This window comes from Nonomuraea sp. NPDC049758 (assembly GCF_040674635.1).
Lineage (GTDB): Bacteria > Actinomycetota > Actinomycetes > Streptosporangiales > Streptosporangiaceae > Nonomuraea.
The window spans coordinates 92,925-114,547 of the sequence record NZ_JBFAMZ010000017.1; the positions used below are offsets into that span (position 1 = coordinate 92,925).

Consider the following 21,623-nt stretch of genomic DNA (forward strand, 5'->3'; position numbering starts at 1 on the left):
CGGCGCTCAGCGCACTTCGGCCGTCACCAGGAACAGCAGGGCGGAGGCCAGGAAGGGGCGGGAGCGCAGGTCGTCGAACCACTCCTCGGCGCCGGGTTCGAGATATCCGGCGCCGACGGCCCTGACCAGGTTGCGGCGCAGGCCGAGGACCTGGTCGGCGGTGGCCAGGTCGCGGAAGACCGGCGCGACCGTCGCCACCGACCGCACCGTGAGGCCCGCCTCCTCGCACAGCCGGGCCAGGCTGCGGCCGAGCGTGCCGTGGCGGATCATCTCGGTGGAGATGAACCGGGCCAGCGTCCGGCCGACGTCCGGGCGCGGGGAGTCGACGAGCATGCCCTCCCAGTCGGGTTCGGCCATGACGATCCGCGCCCCCGGGCGCGCCACCCGGCGGAACTCCGCCAGCACCCGCGCCGGGTCGTCCACGTGCTGCAGCACCCGGTCGGTACGGGCCCGGTCGACGCTCCCGTCCGCGAACGGCAGCTCCTGCACGTCTCCGGGACGCACCTCGACCTGGGGACGTCCGGCCAGACGGGCGGCCGCCTCGGTGACCATCGCCGGGTCGCGGTCGAGGCCGATCACCCGTCCGGCAGGGGTGACGGCGTCGGCCATGGCGGCGAGGTCGGTCCCGGGGCCGCAGCCGAGGTCGAGCACGGTCTGCCCGGGCCGCAGGTCCAGCAGTTCGAGGACCTGCCGCTTGTAGCCCCTGCCGACGTCGGTCGAGGCGACGTGGTCGAGGTAGGCGATGGGGTCGGGACGGGAGGCGGGATCAATGTCGATCATGAACCCAGCCAACCAGACGAGTTCGCAGATCCCAGGGACACCAGGTGAAGGTTCCGTGCACCCGAGTCCCCGGGGTGGAGGGGGTCAGGTGCGGCGGAGGCGCCACAAGGAGGTGGTTTCGGTGGCGCGGGCCGTGTGCAGGGGGTCGGTCGGGTCGGAGGCGCGTGGGTGGCGTGGCCGGGTCCGGAGCTGGTCCACGACCCGCAGGCCCGCGCTCGCGAAGGCGGACAGCAGTTCGGCGCGGGTCCGTAACCCCAGCCGTTCGGCCAGGTCCGACAGGATCAGCCAGCCCTCTCCCCCCGAAGTCAGGTGGTCGCCGAGCCCGTCGAGGAAGCCGCGGAGCATCCGGCCCCCGGGGTCGTAGACCGCGTGGTCGAGGGGCGAGGCGGGCTTGGCCGGAAGCCAGGGCGGGTTGCAGACGACGAGCGGCGCGCGTCCCGGCGGGAAGAGGTCGGTCTCCAGGACGTCGACCCGGCCGGACAGCCCCAGCCGTCGCACGTTGTCGCGGGCGCAGGCCACGGCGCGCGGGTCGCGGTCGGTGGCCACGACGCGCTCGACGCCTCTGCGGGCGAGGACCGCGGCGAGCACGCCCGTCCCGGTGCCGATGTCGAGCGCCCCAGCGCGCGAGACGAGCGGGGCCGCGGCCACCAGGTCGACGTACTCGCCGCGCACCGGTGAGAAGACGCCGTAGTGGGGGTGGATGCGGTCGTTCAGGGCGGGCACCTCGACGCCGCGCCTGCGCCATTCGTAGGCCCCGACGATGCCCAGCAGCTCACGCAGCGAGATCACCGAAGCCTCCGTCCCGGGCCCGTAGACCTGCGCGCAGGCGCTCCGCACGTCGGGGGCGCGCCGCAGGGGGACGCTGTGGTCCGGGTCGAGCGGCACCAGCAACCGGCCCAGCGTGACGGCCCGCTGGGAGCGAGCCTGCCGGTGCCGGTGGAAGGCCTGCACGAGCGAAGAAGCAGGCGCGGGCGAGGGTGACGGCGAGCGGGAAGGGCGGGGTGAAGGTGCAGGGTGGTCGGCGCGGCGGGTCATGGCGCGTAGCAGGCGGCGGGCGGCGTGGAAGTCGCCGCGCCACAGCAGCGCGGTGCCCTCGCAGGCCAGCCGGTACGCCGTGGCCGCGGCCAGGCGCTCGTCGGCGATCACCACGCGCGCGGGCGGCGGCGAGCCGTTCTCGGAACGCCAGCGGGCCGACCGGGCCTCGCCGTCTTCGGTCCAGCGGATCTCGAGCACTCAGGGCTCCTCATGATCGAACCAGTGATGGCCATGAGAAGCACTTCGACGCGGAGAGGGTCAGCCTGTGGCGGCCTCCCGCGAGGAAGTGCGCGCCGGGGCGTCGCCGAGAACCATGCCGGGCGGTGGGAACGACATGATCAACCTCCTCGCGGTGCTGGGAACCCCCTCATCCTAGCTTCACCGGCGGACGTCGAGCGCTGTCAGCTTCCTCCTGACCGCGTTTCGAGGACAGATCCGGTCGAGCCGGAATACGGTGGGCCGTTGACCATCGGCCAACGCCCGCAAGCCCTACGGAGTCCCTCCATGCGTACCGCAGCGGCAGTCCTCTCCTTCGTGCTCGCCCTCGCCCTTCTCCCCGTCCAACCGGTGACGGCCACTGTGACGGCCACTGTGACGGCCACTGCCGCCGCCTCGCCGCTGCCGGGCGGCAAGTCCACCTTCGTCGTCTCGCAGGGCCATCTCCAGGCCGCCTCCCGGCAGAACTGGGTGCGCCTGGGCACGTACCGCTTCGCCGCGAACGGCACGGTGAGCGCCGCCCTGTACCTGTGGTGGCAGCGTTTCCCCAAGGCCAGGCAGCGCACCGGCACCGTGCCCGACCCGAGCTGCACCACCAAGGCCGGCGGCGTCTCATCGCGGCCGCGCGGCTGCGAGGTGCTCACCGCGGGCGGCTACACGGGCGGCCCGAGCGAGACCCGTACGGGGACGTACACGCTGGCGGGCAACGTGCTCACGATCCGGTGGAAGATCGCCCAGACCTGGACCGAGCAGTGGTACGTGCGCACCTCCCCCGACGGCAAGCTGGCCCGCCTCGACCTCAAGGGCAGCAGCCTGGCCACGCACGGCTACGGCTACGGCAGCAACGCCGCGATCGGCACCCGGCGCGCGATGAGCTCGGTGCGGGCCTTCCCCGGCTCGCTCAGGCAGGACCTGACGAGCTGGGCGAGCGGCACGCTGGTCAACTCGGCGAACCAGCCGTTCGGCCACTCCTCCTTCCGCGCCTGCAAGTCGACCACCTCGTGCCTGACCTACCTGCAGCCGTCCTCGCGGGGGGCGTGCCAGAAGTCGGGCGGCTGCCCCAAGTACGGCGGCGGCACGAAGGCCAACGTCAGCTCCATCCAGTACTACCTGACGACGATCTCCAAGTCCGACCGGCGTGACACGCTGTGGCACTGGTGCACGTGCCTGGCGATGGAGCGGGGCGAGTTCTGCTACACGGGCAACTCGCACGTCAAGCCGCTGATGCAGATCATCGACGACACGGGGGCCTTCCGCGGCTGGGTCGGGGTGGAGGCGTCGTTCTCGACCGGTTCGCGGGCGACGGACATGCTGGCGGTGCTGCGCATCTCCGACTTCCGCTGACCGCCGCGTCTTCCGCTGACCGCCGCGTCAGGAGCGGGAGCGCAGGTCCTCGGCGGCCTCCTGGTAGGCGCGGGCGGCCCGGTCGAAGTAGTCGTAGAGCACGTCGAGGTGCTCGGCCGGGTAGCCCGCGAGGATGTCGCCGATCTTCTGCCGGACGGGCGCCATGACCGCGTCGAGCTCGGCGGGCTTGCCGACCGGCTCGACGATCACCTTGCGGCGGTCGTCGGGGGCGGGCACGCGGCGGACGTATCCGGCCTGCTCCAGCCGGTCGATCAGCCGGGTGGTCGGGCCGGTGGTCAGGCCGGTGCGGACGCCGAGCTCGCCGGGGGTCATCGGGCCGGCCAGTTCGAGGATGTTCAGGGCGTACAGGTCGGTGGCGCCCAGGCCGCAGGCTTTGGCGCCGGCGTGGCCGTGCAGCATGACCGCGCTCAGGTAGCGGCGGTAGCGCCGGCCGGCGTCCGACGGGTCGGGGGTGTTCGGCACGCGGTCCTCACTTCCTGTCCTCCTTCTTGGGGAAGATAAATCCCCCAAGAAGTAACTTCTTCTGCGAAGTTACCACGCGGGAGAGGCGCAGGCGTCCCAGCGCGAGCAGGACGAGGGTCGTGAGCACCACGGCGGTCAGCAGCACGGCCAGGTTCAGCGGGGTGCGCAGGAAGCCCAGCGCCACGATCAGCGTGGTCGCGCCGCCGGGCGGATGCGAGCTGTCGGTGGCCAGCATGCCCAGCGTCGTGCAGGACAGCGCGATGACGACGGCGAGCACCCGGCGCCCGTCGATGTGCCCCAGGTCGGGCGCGGTACGCGTCAGCCCGGTGACGGTGAGGGCCAGGTAGCCGCCGGCGGCGCTGACGGCGTGCCCGGCGACGGTACGGCGAGGAGCGGCGGCCGGCGCCCCCGGCGCGGTGAGCACCAGGTAGATCGTCGGCCCCAGGGACGGGAAGACGAACGGCTGGTGGGCCAGCCAGGCGACCAGGGCGGGCACGCTGATGCACACCGCGGCCCGCCCGGCGACCGCGCACGCCGCGGCGACCCGCGCCCTGACCGCCCCCCGCTCCCGGGCCCGGCCCCCGGCCGCCCCCTCCGCCCCTTCCGCGGCGGCTTCGGCGCTCATCGGGGCAGCGCGCCACCGCGGGAGCGGTAGACGATGTACGGCCTGACCAGGTAGGCGACGGGCGCGGCGAAGGCGTGGACCAGGCGGCTGAACGGCCACAGCGCGAACAGGGCCAGGCCGAGCAGCGTGTGCGCCTGGAACACGAACGGCGCCGAGGCCATGGCGTCGACGTCCGGCTCCAGTTCGAGCAGGCTGCGGAACCACACCGACACGCCGAGCCGGTAGTCGTAGTGGCCGGACGGCCCGAGCAGGGTGGCGATCAGCCCGGCGAGCAGCACGGTGGCCAGCACCGGGTACAGGACGCGGTCGGAGCGGCCGGTGGCCAGCCGCACGGCCCGTACGCGCAACCGCCGCCACAGCAGCACGCCGAGCCCGGCCACGGTGGCCAGCCCGGCCAGCCCGCCGACGACCAGGGCGTTGAGCTGGTACATGGGCTCGGTCACGTGCACGGCCTCGGTGAACCGCTCGGGGACGAGCAGGCCGACGAGGTGGCCGGCGATCACGAACAGCAGCCCGAAGTGGAACAGCGGCCCGCCCACCCGCAGCATGCGGCTCTCGTGGAGCTGGCTGGAGCGGGTGGTCAGCCCGAACCGGTCGTAGCGGTGGCGCCAGACCGCCCCGGCCACGAACAACACCAGGACGACGTACGGCAGAACGCCCCACAGGGCGATGTTGAGATGCCTCATCGGCGGACTCCTCCGGGAACCTCGGGCAGGGCGGTGAGGCCGACGCGTTCGGCGGGCGGGCCGAGCGCCGAACGCTCGTCCACGGTCCGGCGGTCGGCGGACGTGGCGCGGGGCAACGTCAGCCGCACGGCCTCCACGACGGCGGCGTAGCGGCTGCGGCGCGCGGTCAGGCCGGCGTGCAGCAGGTCGAGGCCGGGCCGGTGGTCGCGCAGCAGCCGGCCGCCGGGGCCGGGCACGCGGGCGGCGAACTCCAGCATCACCGGCAGGAAGTCGGGCAGCTCGCCGGTGCCGGGCCGCCAGCCGTGTGTCCGGTAGAGCGTCTTGAGCTCCAGCAGGGACTCGCCGCGCCGGCGGGTGTCGCCGTCGCCGTAGTAGGTCATGTGGAGCGTGCGCCGGCCGCTGCGGTCGAACGTGGACACGTACGCGGCGCCGGCGTCGAGGGCGGGCAGGGCCGCCGCCTCGGCGCAGAAGCCGCGCAGGAGCTCGGCGGCGGCGCCGCCCGTCGAGCCGAGCGCGTCGCGGACCAGGGCGAGGCGGGCGGTCCAGTCCTCGCCGGGGTAGCTCAGGAGCAGGGAGGCGGCCTGGTGGATCAGGCGGGCGTCGTAGCGGTTCACTCGGCCGCCTCGTCCCTGGACGGGAACATGCCGTCGGGGGTGCCCTTGCCGTCCCAGTTGAGCAGGTTGACCCGGCCGCGCAGCCGGTCGTCCCTGGTGACGGGCGCGCTGTGGAAGCTCTCGGCGAGCATGCCGGGGCCGCCGGGGGCGTCCAGGCTGCAGCCGGCGTGGTCGGCATGGTCGGCGTGGTCGGAGGTGACGTAGGCGGTGGGGATGACGTACCGCTCGTCGTACTTGGCGATGGCGAGCAGGCGGTACATGCGTTCCAGGTCGGCGGCCGACAGGCCGGTCCCGGCGGCGATGCCGGGGTCCGGCTCGTCGCCGAGGTTGCGGGCCCGCATGTGGGCGCGCATGGCGGCCAGGCGGTGCAGCGCGGCCTCCACCGGGGCCGGGTCGCCCGCGGTGAACAGCTCGGCGAGGTAGCCGACCGGGATGCGCAGCGAGTCGATGGCGCCGAACAGGTTGCCCGCGTCCTCGCCGTCGTGCCCGGTCTCGGCCAGCGCGTCGACGATGGGCGACAGCGGCGGGACGTACCAGACCATGGGCATCGTGCGGTACTCCGGATGCAGCGGCAGCGCGATGCGGAACTCGGTGATGAGCCGGTGGACGGGCGAGCGGCGGGCCGCCTCCAGCCAGTCGTGCGGGATGCCCGCCGCCTCGGCGGCGGCGATCACCTCGGGGTCGGCGGGGTCGAGGAAGCAGTCGAGCTGCGCCGGGTAGAGGTCACGCTCGTCCGGTACGGCGGCGGCCGCGCCGATGCGGTCGGCGTCGTAGAGCATGACCCCGAGGTAGCGCAGGCGGCCGACGCACGTCTCGGAGCAGACCGTCGGCTCCCCCGCCTCGATGCGCGGGTAGCAGAACGTGCACTTCTCGGCCTTGCCGGTCTGGTGGTTGAAGTACACCTTCTTGTACGGGCAGCCGGACACGCACATGCGCCACCCCCGGCACCGGTCCTGGTCGACCAGCACGATGCCGTCCTCCATGCGCTTGTACATCGCGCCCGACGGGCAGGCGGCCACGCAGGACGGGTTGAGGCAGTGCTCGCAGATGCGCGGCAGGTGGAACATGAACGCCCGCTCGTAGTCCAGCCGCACGGTGTCGCTCACCTTGCGCAGCACGACGTCGGCGGAGAGCTGCTCGGGGCCGCCGCCCAGGTCGTCGTCCCAGTTCGGGCCCCAGGTGACGCTGGTCGGCCGCCCGTCGATCAGCGAGCGGGGCGGCGCGGTCGGCACGTCGTCGCCGAGCGGCGCGCTGGTGAGGTTGTCGTAGTCGTAGGTCCACGGCTCGTAGTAGTCGTCCAGGCCGGGGAACTCGGGGTTGGCGAAGAGCGTGGCCAGGCGGCGCAGCCGGCCGCCGGCGCGGGGCACCAGGCGGCCGTGGCGCAGCCGCCAGCCGCCCCGCCAGCGTTCCTGGTCCTGCCAGCCCCGTGGGTAGCCCTGGCCGGGGCGGGTCTCGACGTTGTTGAACCACACGTACTCGGTGCCCGGCCGGTTGGTCCACGTCTGCTTGCAGGTCACCGAGCAGGTGTGACAGCCGATGCACTTGTCCAGGTTCATCACCATGGCGATCTGGGCCATCGGTCGCATCAGTAACGCACCTCCTGATCCCGGCGGCGGATGACGGTCACCGCGTCGCGCTGGTTGCCGGTGGGGCCGTAGTAGTTGGGGGCGAAGGAGAGCTGGCCGTACCCGCCGATCAGGTGGGTCGGCTTGACCAGGAGCTTGGTGAGCGCGTTGTGCACGCCGCCGCGCCGGCCGGTGGCCTGCGACTTGGGCACGTTCACCAGCCGCTCCTGGACGTGGTACATGAACACGGTGCCGGGCGGCATGCGGTGGGAGACGACGGCGCGGGCCACCACGACGCCGTTGACGTTGACGGCCTCGATCCAGTCGTTGTCGGCCACGCCGATCGCGGCGGCGTCCTCGACGCTGATCCAGATGACCGGGCCGCCCCTGGCCAGCGTCTGCATGAGCAGGTTCTCCTGGTACTCGGAGTGGATCGACCACTTGGAGTGCGGGGTGAGGTAGCGCACGTTCACCCCCTTGCCGCCGTCGGGCGCGGCGGGCAGGCACTCCCCCAGCGCGTCGAGGTCGAGCGGCGGCCGGTAGACGGGCAGTTGCTCGCCCAGCTCGGCCATCCAGTCGTGGTCGAGGTAGAAGTGCTGGCGGCCGGTGAGCGTGTGCCAGGGCTTGCGGTGCTCGGTGTTGATGGTGAACGGCGCGTAGCGGCGGTCGTGCCCCTCCGCGCCCGACCACTCGAAGCTGGCCCCGGCGGCCACCGGCCGGTCCTGGGTGTCGGAGAACACCGTGCGGTGCCCGGCGACCGACGCGCCCAGCTCCGACAGCCCGGAGCCGGGCCCGCAGCGCTCGGCGAGCCGGTCGAAGCCCTCGGCCGCGATCCTGCCGTTGGTGGTGCCCGACAGCGCCAGGATCGCCTCGCACAGCTTGACGTCGCTGTCCAGCAGCGGACGTCCCTCGGCCGGGCCGCCGGCGGCCGTGCCGCAGCGCGCGGCCAGCCAGGCCGACTCGGGGCCGGGCCGCACGGTGACGCCCTTGACGGTCATGCCCTGCCGCTCGGCCAGCGGGCCGAAGGCGGCCAGCTTGTCGGCGATCGCGGTGTAGTCCCGCTCGACCAGCGTCACCGCGGGCATGGTGCGGCCGGGCTCGGGCGTCTCGCCGCTCTCGCGCCAGTCGGGGACGCCGCCGCCGGGCTGGGCGATCTCGCCGGGCGTGTCGTGCTGGAGCGCGGTGGCCACCAGGTCGTGGGCGACGTCGAGGCGGCCGGCGGCCAGCTCGCTCAGCTTGCGGGCCAGGGAGTGGAAGATGTCGAAGTCGGTGCGGGCCCGCCAGGGCGGGTTGATCGCCGGGGTGAAGGCGTGCACGAACGGGTGCAGGTCGGTGCTGGACAGGTCGTGCTTCTCGTACCAGGTGGCGGCGGGGAGCACCAGGTCGGCGAAGAGCGTCGTGGAGGTCATCCGGAAGTCGAGGGCGAGCAGCAGGTCGAGCTTGCCGCGCGGCGCGTCCCGCCAGGTGACCTCCCGTGGACGGTCGGGCGGCGGCGCCTCCTCGGCGGTGGCGTTGTCGGGCGCGCCCAGCAGGTGGCGCAGGAAGTACTCGTTGCCCTTGGCCGAGGAGCCGATCAGGTTGGCCCGCCAGACGGTGAGCACCCGCGGCCAGTTCTCCGGCGCGTCGGGGTCCTCGCAGGCGAACGCCAGCCGCCCGGCCTCCACCTCGCCGGCGATCCAGCGGGCCGGGTCGGCGCCGCTGTCGTGGATGCGGCGGCCCAGGTCGAGCGGGTTGGCGGCGAAGGTGGGATAGCTCGGCATCCAGCCCAGCCGGGCCGACTGCGCCACCAGGTCGAGGGTGTGCCGCCCGGCGAACCGCCGGGGCCCGGCGGGGCTGGACAGCGTCCCGGCGGAGAACCGTTCGTAGCGCCACTGGCCGGTGTGCAGGTACCAGTACGGCGTGCCGGCCATCTGGCGGGACGGGCGCACCCAGTCGGCCGCGGTGGACAGCTGCTGCCAGCCGGCCAGCGGCCGGACCTTCTCCTGGCCCACGTAATGGGCCCAGCCGCCGCCGTTGACGCCCTGGCAGCCGGTGAGCAGCAGCAGCGTCAGGAACGAGCGGTAGATGGTGTCGGAGTGGAACCAGTGGTTGGTGCCCGCGCCCATCATGATCATGGCCCGGCCGCCGGTGCGCTCGGCGGTGGCGGCGAACTCCCGGGCGATCCTGATCGCCTGCGCGGCCGGGGTGGAGGTGATGCGTTCCTGCCAGGCGGGCGTGCCCGGGGCGTCGGGGTCGTCGTAGCCGGTGGGCCACTGGCCGGGCAGGCCGGGGCGGGCGACGCCGTACTGGGCCATGAGCAGGTCGAAGACGGTGGTCACGAGCCGGTCGCCGACCCGCCGGACCGGCACGCCCCTGCGGACGACGCCCGGCTCGTCGAAGCGCGGCAGGACCACCTCGGCGCCGTCGCAGCCGGGCGCGTGCAGCGTGAGCAGCGGGTCGAGGTCGCCGAGGTCGAGGTTCCAGCGCCCTTGCTCGGCGCTCCAGCGGTCGCCCAGCGTGCCGTTGGGCGCGACCGGGCGGCCGGTCGCGGCGTCGAGGATCATCGGCCGCCAGCGGGCCGACTCCTCCTGGCCGCCCAGGTCCGCCGAGGTCAGGAACTTGCCGGGACGCAGCCCGCCGTCGTCGTGCTCCTCCAATCGCACCAGGAAGGGCAGGTCGGTGAAGCGCTTGACGTAGCCGGTGAAGTGCGGGGCCTGCCGTTCCGCGAAGAACTCGCGCAGGATGACGTGCCCCATGGCGACCGCCAGCGCGCCGTCGGTGCCGGGATGGGGGTGCAGCCACTCGTCGGCGAACTTGGTGGCGTCGGAGTAGTCGGGCGAGACCACGATGACCTTCTGGCCCCGGTAGCGGGCCTCGGTGACCCAGTGGGCGTCGGGGGTGCGGGTGACCGGGACGTTGGACCCCCACAGCATGAGGTAGGCCGCGTCCCACCAGTCGCCCGACTCCGGCACGTCGGTCTGGTCGCCGAACACCTGCGGCGAGGCCACGGGCAGGTCGGCGTACCAGTCGTAGAAGGACAACATCGGCGCGCCGATCAGCGACATGAACCGGGCGCCCACCGCGTGCGAGGCCATCGACATGGCCGGGATCGGCGAGAACCCGGCGACCCGGTCGGGCCCGTACGTCATGAGCGTGTGGACGTGGGCCGCCGCGGCGATCTCCAGCGCCTCGTCCCACTCGATGCGGACCAGGCCGCCCTGGCCGCGCGCCGACTGGTAGCGGTGGCGTTTGCGGGGATCGGTGGTGATCTCGGCCCAGGCCGCGACCGGGTCGCCCAGCCGCGCCCTGGCCTCCCGGTACAGCTCCACCAGGACGCCGCGGGCGTGCGGGTAGCGCACCCGGGTGGGCGAGTAGGTGTACCAGGAGAAGGCGGCGCCGCGGGGGCAGCCGCGCGGCTCGTACTCGGGACGGTCGGGGCCGACGCTGGGGTAGTCGGTCTGCTGGGTCTCCCAGGTGATCAGGCCGTCCTTGACGTAGACCTTCCAGGAGCACGAGCCGGTGCAGTTGACCCCGTGGGTGGAACGCACCACCTTGTCGTGCGCCCACCGGCGCCGGTACGGGGAGTCGTTGACCTTGTCCTCGCCGCGGTACACCGCCCGCCGGTCGGGCGTGGTGTCGGCGCGCAGCAGGTGGGTGCCCGCCGCCAGCAACCGCGCGGCCGCCGTGTCGGCGGCGCGTTCGGCTCGTGTCAGATGCATGCGTATTCCGCCAGGCACGACACATGACCTCCTCACATGGAGATGATGCTTTCGGGTATGCGCGCCGGCCCGGCCGGGACGCGGTCCTCCCCCTGCGCCCGGAAACCGGCGAATCGACTGAAAGTTGATGCGTGCAGTCAGACGACTGTTTCTAGCATGCGACAGTGTCCATATGGAATCTGTTAGTTCCGCGAGAAGGGTTTCGCCGCCCCCGAAAACACAATTAGGTCTATTGGCCGAAATTTCGCGAAATAAGGGGAAAAAGCGGCTGATGTGGGCGGATCAGGTGCTCAGGAGTCGGCCGCCTCGGTCAGCCGCCGCAACACGTGGACGAGCGTCCTGTGGTCGTCCGGGGCCAGTTTCTCCAGCGCCTGGCCGATGCGCTGCCGGCGCGCGGCGCGCAGTCGCTCCAGCACCTCCCGGCCGGCCGGGGTCGTGCTGATGCGGATCTCCCGGCGGCTGTGGGCGGCCGGGGCCCGGCTCAACAGGCCGGCGGTGTCCAGGCGATCGACGACCCGGCCGGCCGCAGAGAGCGACATGTCCAGGCGGTCGGCCAGGGAGCGGAGGTTCATCGGGCCGTGCCGCTCGACCGCCAGCAGCACCCGCAGGCGGGGCACCGACAGGTCGCCCAGCGCGGCCATGGCGTCGAGCGTCGCCTCCACCAGCACCAGGGACGCCTCCTCGATGTGCCATGCCGAGTCGTCCATGCCCGTACCTTCGAGCGGCGTCGTGGAGCGGCCCTGGAATACCGAGGCCGCTGGTCCGACATTTTTCCACATAACGGGCCACCTATTCATCACACCACCGACGACCAAAAGGAAAGTCCTAGCAGGCGGGCCGCCCTCGACGCACCCCCCGGCCGGTACGGGCCAGGACGACGCCGCCGTCCGGCGGAGCGACGGTGTTCACTACCCATTACAGTAGTTTTCACCTGAGGTTTTCAAATGGTGATGAATTGCGGGCGCTCAGGGACGCCGTACGTGCCCGGGAGCCGCCGCGAGCCGCCACACCGGACGCGCGGGACGCCACCGGGGCGGCGCGAGGCCCGCACTGCGGTCAGCAGCCTGACCCGCACGCGGCGCATGCGGGAGCACGCCTCGGCGCGGCGGTGCCGGGCGATCAGCTTGGTGGCGATGACGTACGGCCAGGGCCTGGCCGCCAGGCGGGTGGCGGGGTCGCAGGAGCCGCGGCGGCGGAAGGCGGCCGGAAACGTCTGCGCCACGATGTCGTCGGCGGCCTGCGGGCCGAGCCGGCGCGGGGACGTCGAGGTGGATCGCCGGGCGTGGCGGTCGAACAGCGCGGCGCCGTCGCCCGCAGGCCGCGTCATCGTTCAGGGCAGGGGCGGAGAGGCCGCGTCATCGTTCGCGGCGGGGGCGGGGAGGCCGCGAGGGCCGTCCGGTGGGGGGTCAGGGGATGCGGGCCACGGCTCCGTAGTTGCCGGACGAGGCCGGGGCGTCCGCGCAGGCCGGGTCGCCGTCGGCGGGACGCCATTCGGGCACCCACACCAGCCCCGGCTCCAGCAGGTCGAGACCGTCCAGCAGGTCCGCGACCTCGGCGCGGGTGCGCACGTTCAGGCCGGGCAACGTCATGGCCAGCATGCCCCGCACGGCCGGGGCCAGCTCCCCCGGCACGCCGTCGAACGTGATGTGCAGCAGCCCGAGGAAGCTGCCCTCGGGGACGGCGTGCCGCAGCCGCTTGACGACGGTACGGGCGCACTCGTCGTCAAGGCTGTGGGCCGACAGCAGCAGCACGGCGATCGGCCGGTCCCAGTCGAGGAACGTCTGCACGACCGGGTCGCCGAGCATCTCGTCCATCTCCCGCACGTCGCCGTCGACCACGCGGACCAGGTCGCAGAAGGGCTCGATGGTGGCCTGGGCCAGCGTCAGAGCCATCGGGTCGCTCTCGACGTACACGACGCGGACGTCCGGGCCGGGCGAGGTCAGGCGGGCCACCTCGTGCAGGCGGCTGCCGTCCGAAGGGCCGTTCGGCACCCCGCTTCCCACGATCATGAATTGGTCCACGCCTTCGACAGCGGCCAAATGACGGATCACCCGCGACAGGTATTCAAGAACGGCACGGGCCGCGGTGGTGGCGACGGGAGTTACTTGATCGAAATGGCGCACCAGGTCTCTGTCGGCGAGGAAGTTGTTCTTCCCGCCCGCGGCGGCGTCAAGTATCCGCGTGATCCTGGCGTGCGCCGTGCCAAGCCTGGCCAAGTTGCGGACAGCACGCTGGCGCATGAGCGTTGCCCCTTTCCCCTCGCCGCCACCCTCTTGCGGTAGGCGATCTTTGGACTTCACTCGTGACTCAGACCATATGTTCCAACAATTCCAGTTAATGACAATGGGGCAGACCGGTTATTTCGGGAAATGTTTGTTACCAGAACTTCCGGGCTAGATCATCAGGCCGCCGTCCGCGCGTAGGATCGGCGGATCGACATGGAGGTGGCCGTGGCGCAGGAGCAGGCCGCACCGCTGGCCGGGATGCGGGTCGTGGAGCTGTCCAGCTTCGTCGCCGCGCCGCTCGGGGGAATGACGCTGGCCCAGCTCGGGGCGGAGGTCGTCCGGATCGATCCGGTCGGCGGCGGCCCCGACGCGCGGCGCTGGCCGCTCGCGCCCTCCGGCCGCAGCCTCTACTGGGCGGGGCTGAACAAGGGCAAGCGCTCGGTCACCGTCGACCTGCGTTCGGCCCGGGGGCGCGCGCTGGTCGCCGACCTGGCCGTCGCGGCGGGCACGGTGCTCACCAACGCGCCGCCCCGGGCCGGGCTGTCGTACGAGGAGCTGGCCGGACGCCGTCCCGATCTGGTGTACGCGCGGCTGCTCGGCCACCGCGACGGCCGTCCCGCCGTGGACTACACGGTCAACGCCGGGCTCGGCCTGCCGTACGCGACCGGCCCCGCGGGCCACGACGGCCCGGTGAACCACGTGCTGCCGGCCTGGGACGTCGCCTGCGGCCTGTACCTGGCCGTGGGCCTGCTCGCGGCCGACCGCCACCGGGCCGCGACCGGCCGGGGACGCCGCCTCGACGTGGCCCTGCACGACGTCGCCCTGGCGACCATGGGCAACCTGGGCTTGCTGGCCGAGGCCCAGCTCCGCGGCGCCGGCCGGCCGCGCATCGGCAACGACCTCTACGGCGACTTCGGCCGTGACTTCGCCACCGCCGACGGGCGGCGGCTCATGGTCCTGGTGCTCACCGAACGCCACTGGCGGGACCTGGTCGCCGCCACCGGGCTGTCGCGCGTGGTGTCGGCGCTGGAGGAGGCGCTGCCCGCCGACTTCCGCTCCGAGTCCGACCGCTACGCCCACCGGGAGGCGCTGGGCGGGCTGCTCGCGCCCTGGTTCGCCGCGCGTACGGCGGCCGAGGCCGAGGAGGGACTGAAGGGCACGTCGGTGCTGTGGTCGCGGTACCGGACGCTGGAGGAGCTGGCCGCCGGCGGGGCGGCGGCGCTGCGCGCCGAGCCGCTGATGGCCCCGCTCGACCAGCCGGGCGTCGGCCCGCACCTGGCCCCTGGCGGCCCCCTGCTCCTGGACGGCCGCCAGGCCCCGCCGTCGCCCGCGCCGGAGCTGGGCGAGCACACCGACGAGGTGCTCGGCGAGCTTCTGTCCCTGCCCCCGGCACAGGTGGCCGTCCTGCGCGCGGAGGGCGTGGTCGGCTGACGGGCATTTTGGACCTGCCCGAAACAGGGGTTCCGGGCCTGAAAGATGAGAACTCGCGGGAGCGCTCCCAACAGACAGAAATACCCGCCGAGCTGGAGTTATCCGAAGATGGTCAAACGTTCACGTAAAAAGCGAGGGGCGGAACGCCGTACTTCCGGACTCCGCGCCGGGTCTTGACATCGCAGGCAGGCCATTTGCGGTCACTCTTCTCCTGCATCGTTCCACCAGCCGCGCCATAGCCGCTGAGCTGGACTTTCAGGCGGACACTACGGTTAGTCAGCATGCCCGCAAGTTCCGGTGAGTCCGTTATCCGATATTGCGGTGGCCGCCGCCGTGACAGGTGACATACTGCGTTGGGAGCGCTCCCGTGACCCTTCGATGACGCCCACGAGGACCGGTAGTGAACCATCCCGACCCCCTGCTCGACGCCCCGCGCCCCTGGGCCGCCCACATCTGGTGGATCGCCCTGGCCGTCGGCGCGGCCGGCTTCGCCTTCGTCTGGCTGGCCACCCCGCACGCCCGCGAGATCGACGCCGCCTGGCAGCTCGCCGCCAAGCTGCTCGCCTTCGCCTGCCTGTGCTGCGCGATCGCGTTCTTCCCGTGGGTGTCGCCGCGCCTGCACTGGCTGCTGTACGCGCCGTTCGTGTTCCTGACCGGCTACCTCATCCCGAGAATCAGCTGGTTCTACTACGGCGACGGCGCGCGGGCCCAGGGCGACGACTTCTACACGCACCTGTACCTGCTGCTCTACCCGGGGATCGTGCTGACGGTCGCCGCCGCGTACCGGATCGGGGGCGGCTCGCCGGGCCGCTGCCTGAAGATCATGGCGAGCGGGGTGCTGATCGTGTTCTCGGGCTTCCTCGACGTGATGTGGCAGGTGGTCAACCCGGTCGAGATCCCCGACCGGATCGACGCCCCGCACATCAACCTGTTCACCGGCGGGCCGATCCCGTTCTGGGGGGCGGTCGTGTTCACGCTGGCGCACGTCCCGGTCCTCGCCGGGATCAACCTGCTGCCCCTGGACCGCTGGATCGGGCGCCTGACCGGGGCCGGCGCCGACCCGGACGCCACCCGGAGGAGGTGACCCCTTGCCGAACAGGCCGGCCGTCGACGTCTCCGTGGCGGCACCCGCGTACAACGAGGCGGACAACATCGCGGCGGCGGTGACGGAATGGCGGGACTACCTGGAACGCCACCCGGGGGTGGCCACGTGGGAGATCGTCGTGTGCGACGACGGCAGCTCCGACGCGACCGGGCGGATCCTGCGCGAGCTGCGGGAGGACTGCCCGCAGCTCGTCGTCGTCACCTTCGCGCGCAACCGGGGCGCGGGGGCCGCCATCGCCGCGGCCGTCGCGCGCACCCGGCTGGACTGGGTGGTGCTGCTCGACTCCGACGGCCAGTTCCCGATCACCAACCTCGACGCGTTCCTGGAGCGCATCCGGGCGGGCGGCGGGCCCGCCTTCTCGGGGGCGCGGGTCAGGAAGGCCGACAGCCTGCCGTACCGGTGGGGGTCGGCGGCCAGCGGCGCGGTCAGCAACCTGCTGCACCGCACCCGCTACCGCGACTTCAACTCGATCTTCAAGGTGGTGCGCGGCCCGCTGTTCAGGGCGCTGCCGCTGGAGTCGGCGGGGATGAACTGCTCCACCGAGATCACCGCCCGCGTGGCCGAGCTGGGGCACGTGTGGGAGGAGCTGCCGATCGAGCACCGCGAGCGGGGCGGCGGCAGCCGGGGCTGGCGGTTCTGGCGCGGGGCGCGCGACCGGGCGCTGTTCGTCGGCTACCTCGGGCTGCGCCGCTGGTTGCTGCGCCGGGGCGTGCTGCGGGCGCCGCTCGCGCCGTTCCCGCTGGGCCGCTCCCCGCTGGAGGAGGTGCGATGAGCACAGTGACGAGCACCGTGACGAGTACCGTGTCGGTGGCCCTGTTCGGCGGCGGGCGCGGCGGCGCCGGCATCGCCCGCGCGCTGCTGCGCACCCCGGGGACGAGCCTGTCGCTGCTGGTCAACGGGTACGACAACGGGCTGTCCACGGGCGCGCTGCGCCGCTGGCTGCCGGGCATGCTGGGCCCGTCCGACTTCCGCAAGAACCTGCTGCTGCACCTGGACCCCGGCGACCCGCGCCACACGCTGCTGGAACGCCGGCTGCCGCCCGGCACCACCCCGGCCGACCTGGACGCGCTGATCGGCGACGTCGCCGCGACCGGCCCGGCGGAGGCGGCGCGGGAGCTGCGGGTCGTCGCGGACCGTCTGGCCGACCGGCCCGGCGGGCTGGACCTGGCCGACTGCGCGCTGGGCAACCTGGTGTTCGCCGGGGCGTACCTGCGGCTGGGCGAGGGCTTCAACGCGGCCGTACGGGCGTGCGCGCGCACGTTCGGCTCGCCGGTGCGGCTGCTGAACGTGACCGGCGGCGAGAACGCGTTCCTCGTCGCGCTCAAGCAGGACGGCCGGGTGCTGGCCGACGAGGCCGACATCGTCGCGCCGCAGGACGGCTTGCCCATCACCGGCCTGTTCCTGCTGCGCGAGCCGCTGTCGGCGGCCGACCGCGCCGCGCTGGCGGGCCGCCCGGCCGAGCGGGTGCGCGAGCTGCTGGCCCGCCGGTCCGCCGCGGTCACGCCGAACCCCGAGGCGCTGCTGGCCCTGGCCGAGGCCGACCTGATCGTGTACGGCCCCGGCACCCCCCACTCCTCGCTGCTGCCCAGCTACCTGACCCCGGGCCTGGCCGAGGCGGTGTCCGGGAGCCGGGCCGCGGCCAGGGTGTTCGTCGTGAACGTCGGCGGCGACCACGACGTCCAGGGGCTGACGGCCACCGACCTGGTGGACCGCACGCTGGCCTACCTGGGCGACCCGGGCAACGAGCGGGCCACGATCACGCACGTGCTCAGCGGCCGGGGCGCGGGCGCGCCCGCCGTGCCGGCCCGGGTGCTGGACCGGGGTTCGTGGGCGGGGGCGCGCTGGATCAGCGCCGACCTGGAGGACCCGGCCAGGCCCGGCGCCCACCGCGGCCCGCGTACGGCCGAGGCGCTGCTCGCGGTGCTCGGCGAGGCGCCGCTGGCGCGGGCCGGGTGAGCCGGATGCTGCCCTGGACGGTCTGGCTGTGCGACCTCGACGGCACGCTGGTGGACTCGGCCCCGGCGCACGAGGCCGCCTTCCGCCACGCCCTGGCCGAGCACGCGCCCGGCGCGCTGGAGACCTTCCGCTACGCCGACCACGCGGGCGCGAGCACCGCCGCGGTGGCCGCCCGGCTGACCGGCGACCCGGCGGCGGCCGGCCGGCTGGCGCGGCACAAGCAGCGGCTCTACCGCGGCTACGTCGAGGCGGGCCTGGTGCGGCCGTTCCCCGGCGTGCGCCGGCTGCTGGACGCGCTGGGCGCGGCGGGCCGGGCCGCCTACCTGGTCACGGGCGGCAGCCGGGCCTCGGTGGAGCGGGTGCTGGCCGCGTGCCCGCTGCCGGTGCGCGACGTGCTGACCGCCGACGACGTGCCGGTGAGCAAGCCCGACCCGGCGTTCTACGCCGCGGCCTGCCGCCGCTGGGGCGTGCGGCCGGCCGCGGCCGTCGCGCTGGAGGACTGCGCGCACGGCGTGGCCTCGGCCGTCGGCGCCGGGCTGGCGACGCTGCACGTGCACACCGCCGAGCCCGCGCCCGGCGCGGTCGCGGCCCCCGACCTGGACCACATCGTGTCCCTGCTGGAGAGGTGATCGGCGACGTGAGTGAACGGCGGGTGTGCGCGGTGATCCCGGCCGCCGGACGCGGGACGCGGCTCGGCCACGACCTCCCGAAGATCATGATCGGCCTGGCCGACGGCGTCACCGTGTGGGACGTGCTGCACCGGCGGCTGCGCCCGGCGGCCGGGCACGTGCACGTCGTGGTGTCCCCGGCGGGCGCGGGCCCGTTCGGCGAGCTGGTGGCGGGGACGCCCGGGGTGTCGGTGAGCGTGCAGGAGCGGCCGACCGGGATGGGCGCGGCGATCTTCGGCGCGGCCGGGCACTGGGCCGGGTACGAGACGATCCTCGTGGTCTGGGGCGACCAGGCGAACCTGTCGGCGCGGACCGTGCGCCGGGTCGTCGCCGCCCATCCGGGCGAGGGGCTGACCCTGCCGCTGGTGCCGATGGAGGACCCGTACGTGGAGTACGAGCTGGCCGGGGACGCGCTCGTCCGGGTGCGGCAGTCACGCGAGGGTGAGGTGTGCCGGCCGGGCGGGCTCAGCGACATCGGGGTGTTCTGCCTGGCCACCGCGGGCCTGCGGGAGGCGTGGGAGCGGTACGCGGCGGGCGCGGCGCGCGGCGCGGCCACCGGCGAGGTGAACTTCCTGCCGTTCCTGGCGCATCTGTCGCGGGCCGAGGGCTGGCCGGTGACGGTCGTGCCGGTGACCGACCCGGCCGAGGCGCGCGGCGTCAACACGGCCGACGACCTGGAGTTCGCCCGGCGGGCGTACGCGCGGTGCACGGGCTGAGGGGCCGCGCGGCGGGCCTGGTCCGGGGGCGCCGGTGGGCGGCGGGCCCGACGCTGGTGAGCACGGCGGCCAGCGGCATCGCGGCGGCCACCACGCTGGTCGTCGCGCGCGGCGCGGGGGCGAGCGCGTTCGGGCGGTTCACGGTGGTGTTGTCGATCGCGCTGATCGTCACCGTGGTCATGCTGACGAGCCTGCACTACGTCGTGCTCCAGGAACTGCCGCGGGCCGCGCCGGGCGAGCGTCCGGCGCTGGTCACGACGGCGCTGGCGGCGACGCTGGCGATGAGCGCCGGGCTGGCCGGGCTGGGCCTGCTGGCCGCCCCGCTGCTCACGCCCGCGCTGAACGTGGACGTCCCGGCGCTGGCCTACGGGCTGGCGCTGGCGGCGTCGATGACGGTCAACCAGCTCGCGGACGGGTTCCTGCGCGGGCTCGGCCGGTTCGCGCTGGTGGCCCGGCTCAAGCTGGCGGTCGCGGCCGCCTACCTGGGCGCCGCCTGCTTCTGCCTGCTGGTGCTGGGGATCAGGGACGCCGGGCCGTACCTGGTCGCGCTGATCGCGACGAACGCGGCGTTCGCGGTGGTGGCGACGGCGGCGGCCGGGGTGCGGCCGCGGGCGTTCTCGGCGCGGCTGGCCCGCTCGCTCTACCGGCACGGCGCGTACGTGACGGCCGTCGCCGCGCTGACCGGCCTGCTGTTCGGCGTGGACGTGCTCTACCTCAACCACTGGGCGGCCCCGGCCGACGTCGGCGTGTACGCGGTCTACAACGGCTTCCCCAAGCGGCTGCTCGGCGTGGTGTTCACCGACGGCGTGCTGCTGGTGCTGCTGCCCGCGATGGCGACCGCCGACAAACCGGTGCTGATGCGGCGGATCGCCCGGCTGGTCCCGGCCGTGGCGGTGGCGACGGCGGTCTTCTCCTTCGCCGCGAGCACGGTGTTCTTCCTGCTGATGGGCGGCGACTACCCGTACGCGACCGGGCTGATGACGCTGTCGGCGCTGGGCATCGGGGCGCACACGGCGTTCAACCTGTACTCGGTGGCGCTGTCCATGGACGGGGTGCGCGGCGCCCGCGTGCTGATCGGCTGCCTGATGGTGAGCGCGCCGGTCGCGCTGGCCGTGCCGGCCTGGTGCGTCCGGTGGCACGGGGTGGCCGGCGGACTGGCCGGGTTCGCGCTGGTCAACCTCCTCCTGCTGGCCGTCGTGGCCGTGACGGCCGCGCGCGTCTACCTCAAGGACCTGTCATGAGAATCGCCTGCGTCGTCAACCAGTTCCCGCCCAACGTCACGGCGGGGCTCGGCCGCTACGTCGAGCTGATCACCCCCTGGCTCGCCCGCGACCACGAGCTCACCGTCCACACGCTCAACGTCGGCGGCCTGCCCGTGGACGAGCGCGTGGACGGCGTCACCGTGCACCGGCCGCGCGTCCGGCTGCCCGGCGCGCGCGGGCGGCGGCTCAACCGCACCCGCCGCGCCGAGTTCCTGCTGCTGGCCGCGCAGGTCATGGTCAGCGACTGGCGGTACGTGCGGCGGCTGCGCCGCGGCGGGCGGCCGGACCTGGTCGCCGTGCACGACTCGACGAACTTCCTGGCCGCCCTGCTCTGCCACCACCTGCTGCGGCTGCCGGTGGTCCTGCACGTGCACACCACCGAGTACGGGGTGGCGGCGCAGCGCAGCATCCGCGACCCGCTGAACCTGTTCGCGGCGCTGGAACGCCACCTGGCCCGGATCTCGCGGCGGGTGGTGGTGGCCACGCCCGAGGTGCGCGAGCAGCTTCTCGCCGCGGGGTGGCGGCGTACGCCCGTCGACGTGGTGCCGCTCGGCGGCACGTACGAGCGGGTCGTCGCCGATCCGGCCTTCGACCGGGAGGCGCTGCGGCGGGGCGCGGCGGCGCTGCGGCGGCGGCTGGGGTTGTCTGAGCGGGACAGGGTGCTGCTGTTCGTCGGCCGGATCGAACGCCAGAAGGGCGTCTACCAGCTGCTGGAGGCGATGCGGACGGCGTCGGCCGCCGTGCCGGGGCTGCGGCTGCTGATCGTCGGCGAGGGGGACGAGGTGGGCGTCCGGCGCATCGTGGCCGCGGCCGGGCTGCGCGGGCGGGTGCTCACCTCGGGCCGGTTCGTCACCGGCCGCGAGCTGCTGGAGTACTACGAGCTGGCCGACGCGTGCGTGTTCCCCTCGCTGTTCGAGCCGTTCGGGCTGGTCGCGACCGAGGCGATGGCGCTGGGACGGGCGACGGTCCTCGGCGACGGCTTCTCCCGGATCTTCCTCGGGGACGACCCGGCGCGGCCCGCGGCGCGGTTCGTCCGGGCCGCGGAGCCGGCCGACATCGCGCGCGGGATCATCGACGTCATGTCGGACGAGGCGCTGCGGCGGTCGCTGGGCGAGCGCGGCGAGCGGTTCGTCCGCGAGAGCCTGAGCTGGGAGCGCGCGGCGGCGGCGACGACCGCGGTCTACCGGGCGGCGCTCAAGCCGCCCGGCTCCTGA

The 21,623-nt window shown here is 73.7% G+C and carries 20 protein-coding genes; 9 read left to right on the top strand and 11 right to left on the bottom strand.

What is annotated here, in order from left to right; all coding sequences use genetic code 11:
- Positions 1–6: 6 nt before the first annotated feature.
- Positions 7–780: a methyltransferase domain-containing protein gene (locus AB0J46_RS36210; RefSeq protein ID WP_364338609.1), complete on the bottom strand. Its 774-nt coding sequence runs from the start codon at positions 778–780 to the stop codon at positions 7–9.
- 84 nt (positions 781–864) lie between these two features.
- A complete protein-coding gene (locus tag AB0J46_RS36215; RefSeq protein WP_364338610.1) occupies positions 865–2,013 on the bottom strand; it encodes a class I SAM-dependent methyltransferase in 1,149 nt (382 codons plus the stop codon).
- Between the two features lie 306 nt (positions 2,014–2,319).
- Here AB0J46_RS36215 and AB0J46_RS36220 point away from each other — a divergent pair, with 306 nt between their 5' ends.
- Positions 2,320–3,375, top strand: coding sequence for a hypothetical protein (locus AB0J46_RS36220; protein WP_364338611.1), 1,056 nt, complete (start codon positions 2,320–2,322; stop codon positions 3,373–3,375).
- Between the two features lie 27 nt (positions 3,376–3,402).
- Here AB0J46_RS36220 and AB0J46_RS36225 read toward each other — a convergent pair whose 3' ends face one another.
- The 9 genes from AB0J46_RS36225 to AB0J46_RS36265 all read right to left on the bottom strand — a co-directional run bounded on the left by AB0J46_RS36225 (position 3,403) and on the right by AB0J46_RS36265 (position 13,286).
- Complete coding sequence (locus tag AB0J46_RS36225) at positions 3,403–3,858, bottom strand: MarR family transcriptional regulator (RefSeq protein ID WP_364338612.1); 456 nt, start codon at positions 3,856–3,858, stop codon at positions 3,403–3,405.
- Between the two features lie 7 nt (positions 3,859–3,865).
- Complete coding sequence (locus tag AB0J46_RS36230; RefSeq protein ID WP_364338613.1) at positions 3,866–4,483, bottom strand: HPP family protein; 618 nt, start codon at positions 4,481–4,483, stop codon at positions 3,866–3,868.
- Entirely contained in the window at positions 4,480–5,169 is a 690-nt protein-coding gene (gene narI / locus AB0J46_RS36235; protein ID WP_364338614.1) for a respiratory nitrate reductase subunit gamma, read from the bottom strand. The genes AB0J46_RS36230 and narI overlap by 4 nt, the downstream gene beginning before the upstream one ends.
- Complete coding sequence (narJ, locus tag AB0J46_RS36240) at positions 5,166–5,783, bottom strand: nitrate reductase molybdenum cofactor assembly chaperone (RefSeq protein ID WP_364338615.1); 618 nt, start codon at positions 5,781–5,783, stop codon at positions 5,166–5,168. The genes narI and narJ overlap by 4 nt, the downstream gene beginning before the upstream one ends.
- Positions 5,780–7,369, bottom strand: a complete 1,590-nt coding sequence (narH, locus tag AB0J46_RS36245; protein ID WP_364338616.1) for a nitrate reductase subunit beta — start codon at positions 7,367–7,369, stop codon at positions 5,780–5,782. The genes narJ and narH overlap by 4 nt, the downstream gene beginning before the upstream one ends.
- Positions 7,369–11,046 carry a nitrate reductase subunit alpha gene (locus AB0J46_RS36250; protein WP_364338617.1) on the bottom strand — a complete coding sequence of 1,226 codons (3,678 nt, stop codon included), beginning with the start codon at positions 11,044–11,046 and terminating at the stop codon, positions 7,369–7,371. The genes narH and AB0J46_RS36250 overlap by 1 nt, the downstream gene beginning before the upstream one ends.
- Before the next feature lie 290 nt (positions 11,047–11,336).
- Positions 11,337–11,753: a MarR family transcriptional regulator gene (locus AB0J46_RS36255; protein ID WP_364338618.1), complete on the bottom strand. Its 417-nt coding sequence runs from the start codon at positions 11,751–11,753 to the stop codon at positions 11,337–11,339.
- Between the two features lie 233 nt (positions 11,754–11,986).
- A complete protein-coding gene (locus tag AB0J46_RS36260) occupies positions 11,987–12,373 on the bottom strand; it encodes a hypothetical protein (RefSeq protein ID WP_364338619.1) in 387 nt (128 codons plus the stop codon).
- 79 nt (positions 12,374–12,452) lie between these two features.
- The gene (locus AB0J46_RS36265; RefSeq protein ID WP_364338620.1) at positions 12,453–13,286 is read right to left on the bottom strand and encodes an SAM-dependent methyltransferase; all 834 of its coding nucleotides are present in this window, start codon (positions 13,284–13,286) and stop codon (positions 12,453–12,455) included.
- 198 nt (positions 13,287–13,484) lie between these two features.
- Here AB0J46_RS36265 and AB0J46_RS36270 point away from each other — a divergent pair, with 198 nt between their 5' ends.
- The 8 genes from AB0J46_RS36270 (at position 13,485) to AB0J46_RS36305 (ending at position 21,623) form a co-directional block, all read left to right on the top strand.
- Positions 13,485–14,702, top strand: a complete 1,218-nt coding sequence (locus AB0J46_RS36270) for a CoA transferase (RefSeq protein WP_364338621.1) — start codon at positions 13,485–13,487, stop codon at positions 14,700–14,702.
- A gap of 400 nt (positions 14,703–15,102) precedes the next feature.
- Positions 15,103–15,786, top strand: coding sequence for a hypothetical protein (locus tag AB0J46_RS36275; RefSeq protein ID WP_364338622.1), 684 nt, complete (start codon positions 15,103–15,105; stop codon positions 15,784–15,786).
- A gap of 4 nt (positions 15,787–15,790) precedes the next feature.
- The gene (locus tag AB0J46_RS36280) at positions 15,791–16,579 is read left to right on the top strand and encodes a glycosyltransferase family 2 protein (RefSeq protein ID WP_364338623.1); all 789 of its coding nucleotides are present in this window, start codon (positions 15,791–15,793) and stop codon (positions 16,577–16,579) included.
- A complete protein-coding gene (locus AB0J46_RS36285; RefSeq protein WP_364338624.1) occupies positions 16,576–17,763 on the top strand; it encodes a 2-phospho-L-lactate transferase CofD family protein in 1,188 nt (395 codons plus the stop codon). The genes AB0J46_RS36280 and AB0J46_RS36285 overlap by 4 nt, the downstream gene beginning before the upstream one ends.
- Positions 17,764–17,768: 5 nt before the next feature.
- Entirely contained in the window at positions 17,769–18,392 is a 624-nt protein-coding gene (locus AB0J46_RS36290) for an HAD family phosphatase (protein ID WP_364338625.1), read from the top strand.
- 8 nt (positions 18,393–18,400) lie between these two features.
- Positions 18,401–19,147, top strand: a complete 747-nt coding sequence (locus tag AB0J46_RS36295; RefSeq protein WP_364338626.1) for an NTP transferase domain-containing protein — start codon at positions 18,401–18,403, stop codon at positions 19,145–19,147.
- Positions 19,135–20,388: a hypothetical protein gene (locus AB0J46_RS36300; RefSeq protein WP_364338627.1), complete on the top strand. Its 1,254-nt coding sequence runs from the start codon at positions 19,135–19,137 to the stop codon at positions 20,386–20,388. The genes AB0J46_RS36295 and AB0J46_RS36300 overlap by 13 nt, the downstream gene beginning before the upstream one ends.
- A complete protein-coding gene (locus tag AB0J46_RS36305; RefSeq protein WP_364338628.1) occupies positions 20,385–21,623 on the top strand; it encodes a glycosyltransferase family 4 protein in 1,239 nt (412 codons plus the stop codon). The genes AB0J46_RS36300 and AB0J46_RS36305 overlap by 4 nt, the downstream gene beginning before the upstream one ends.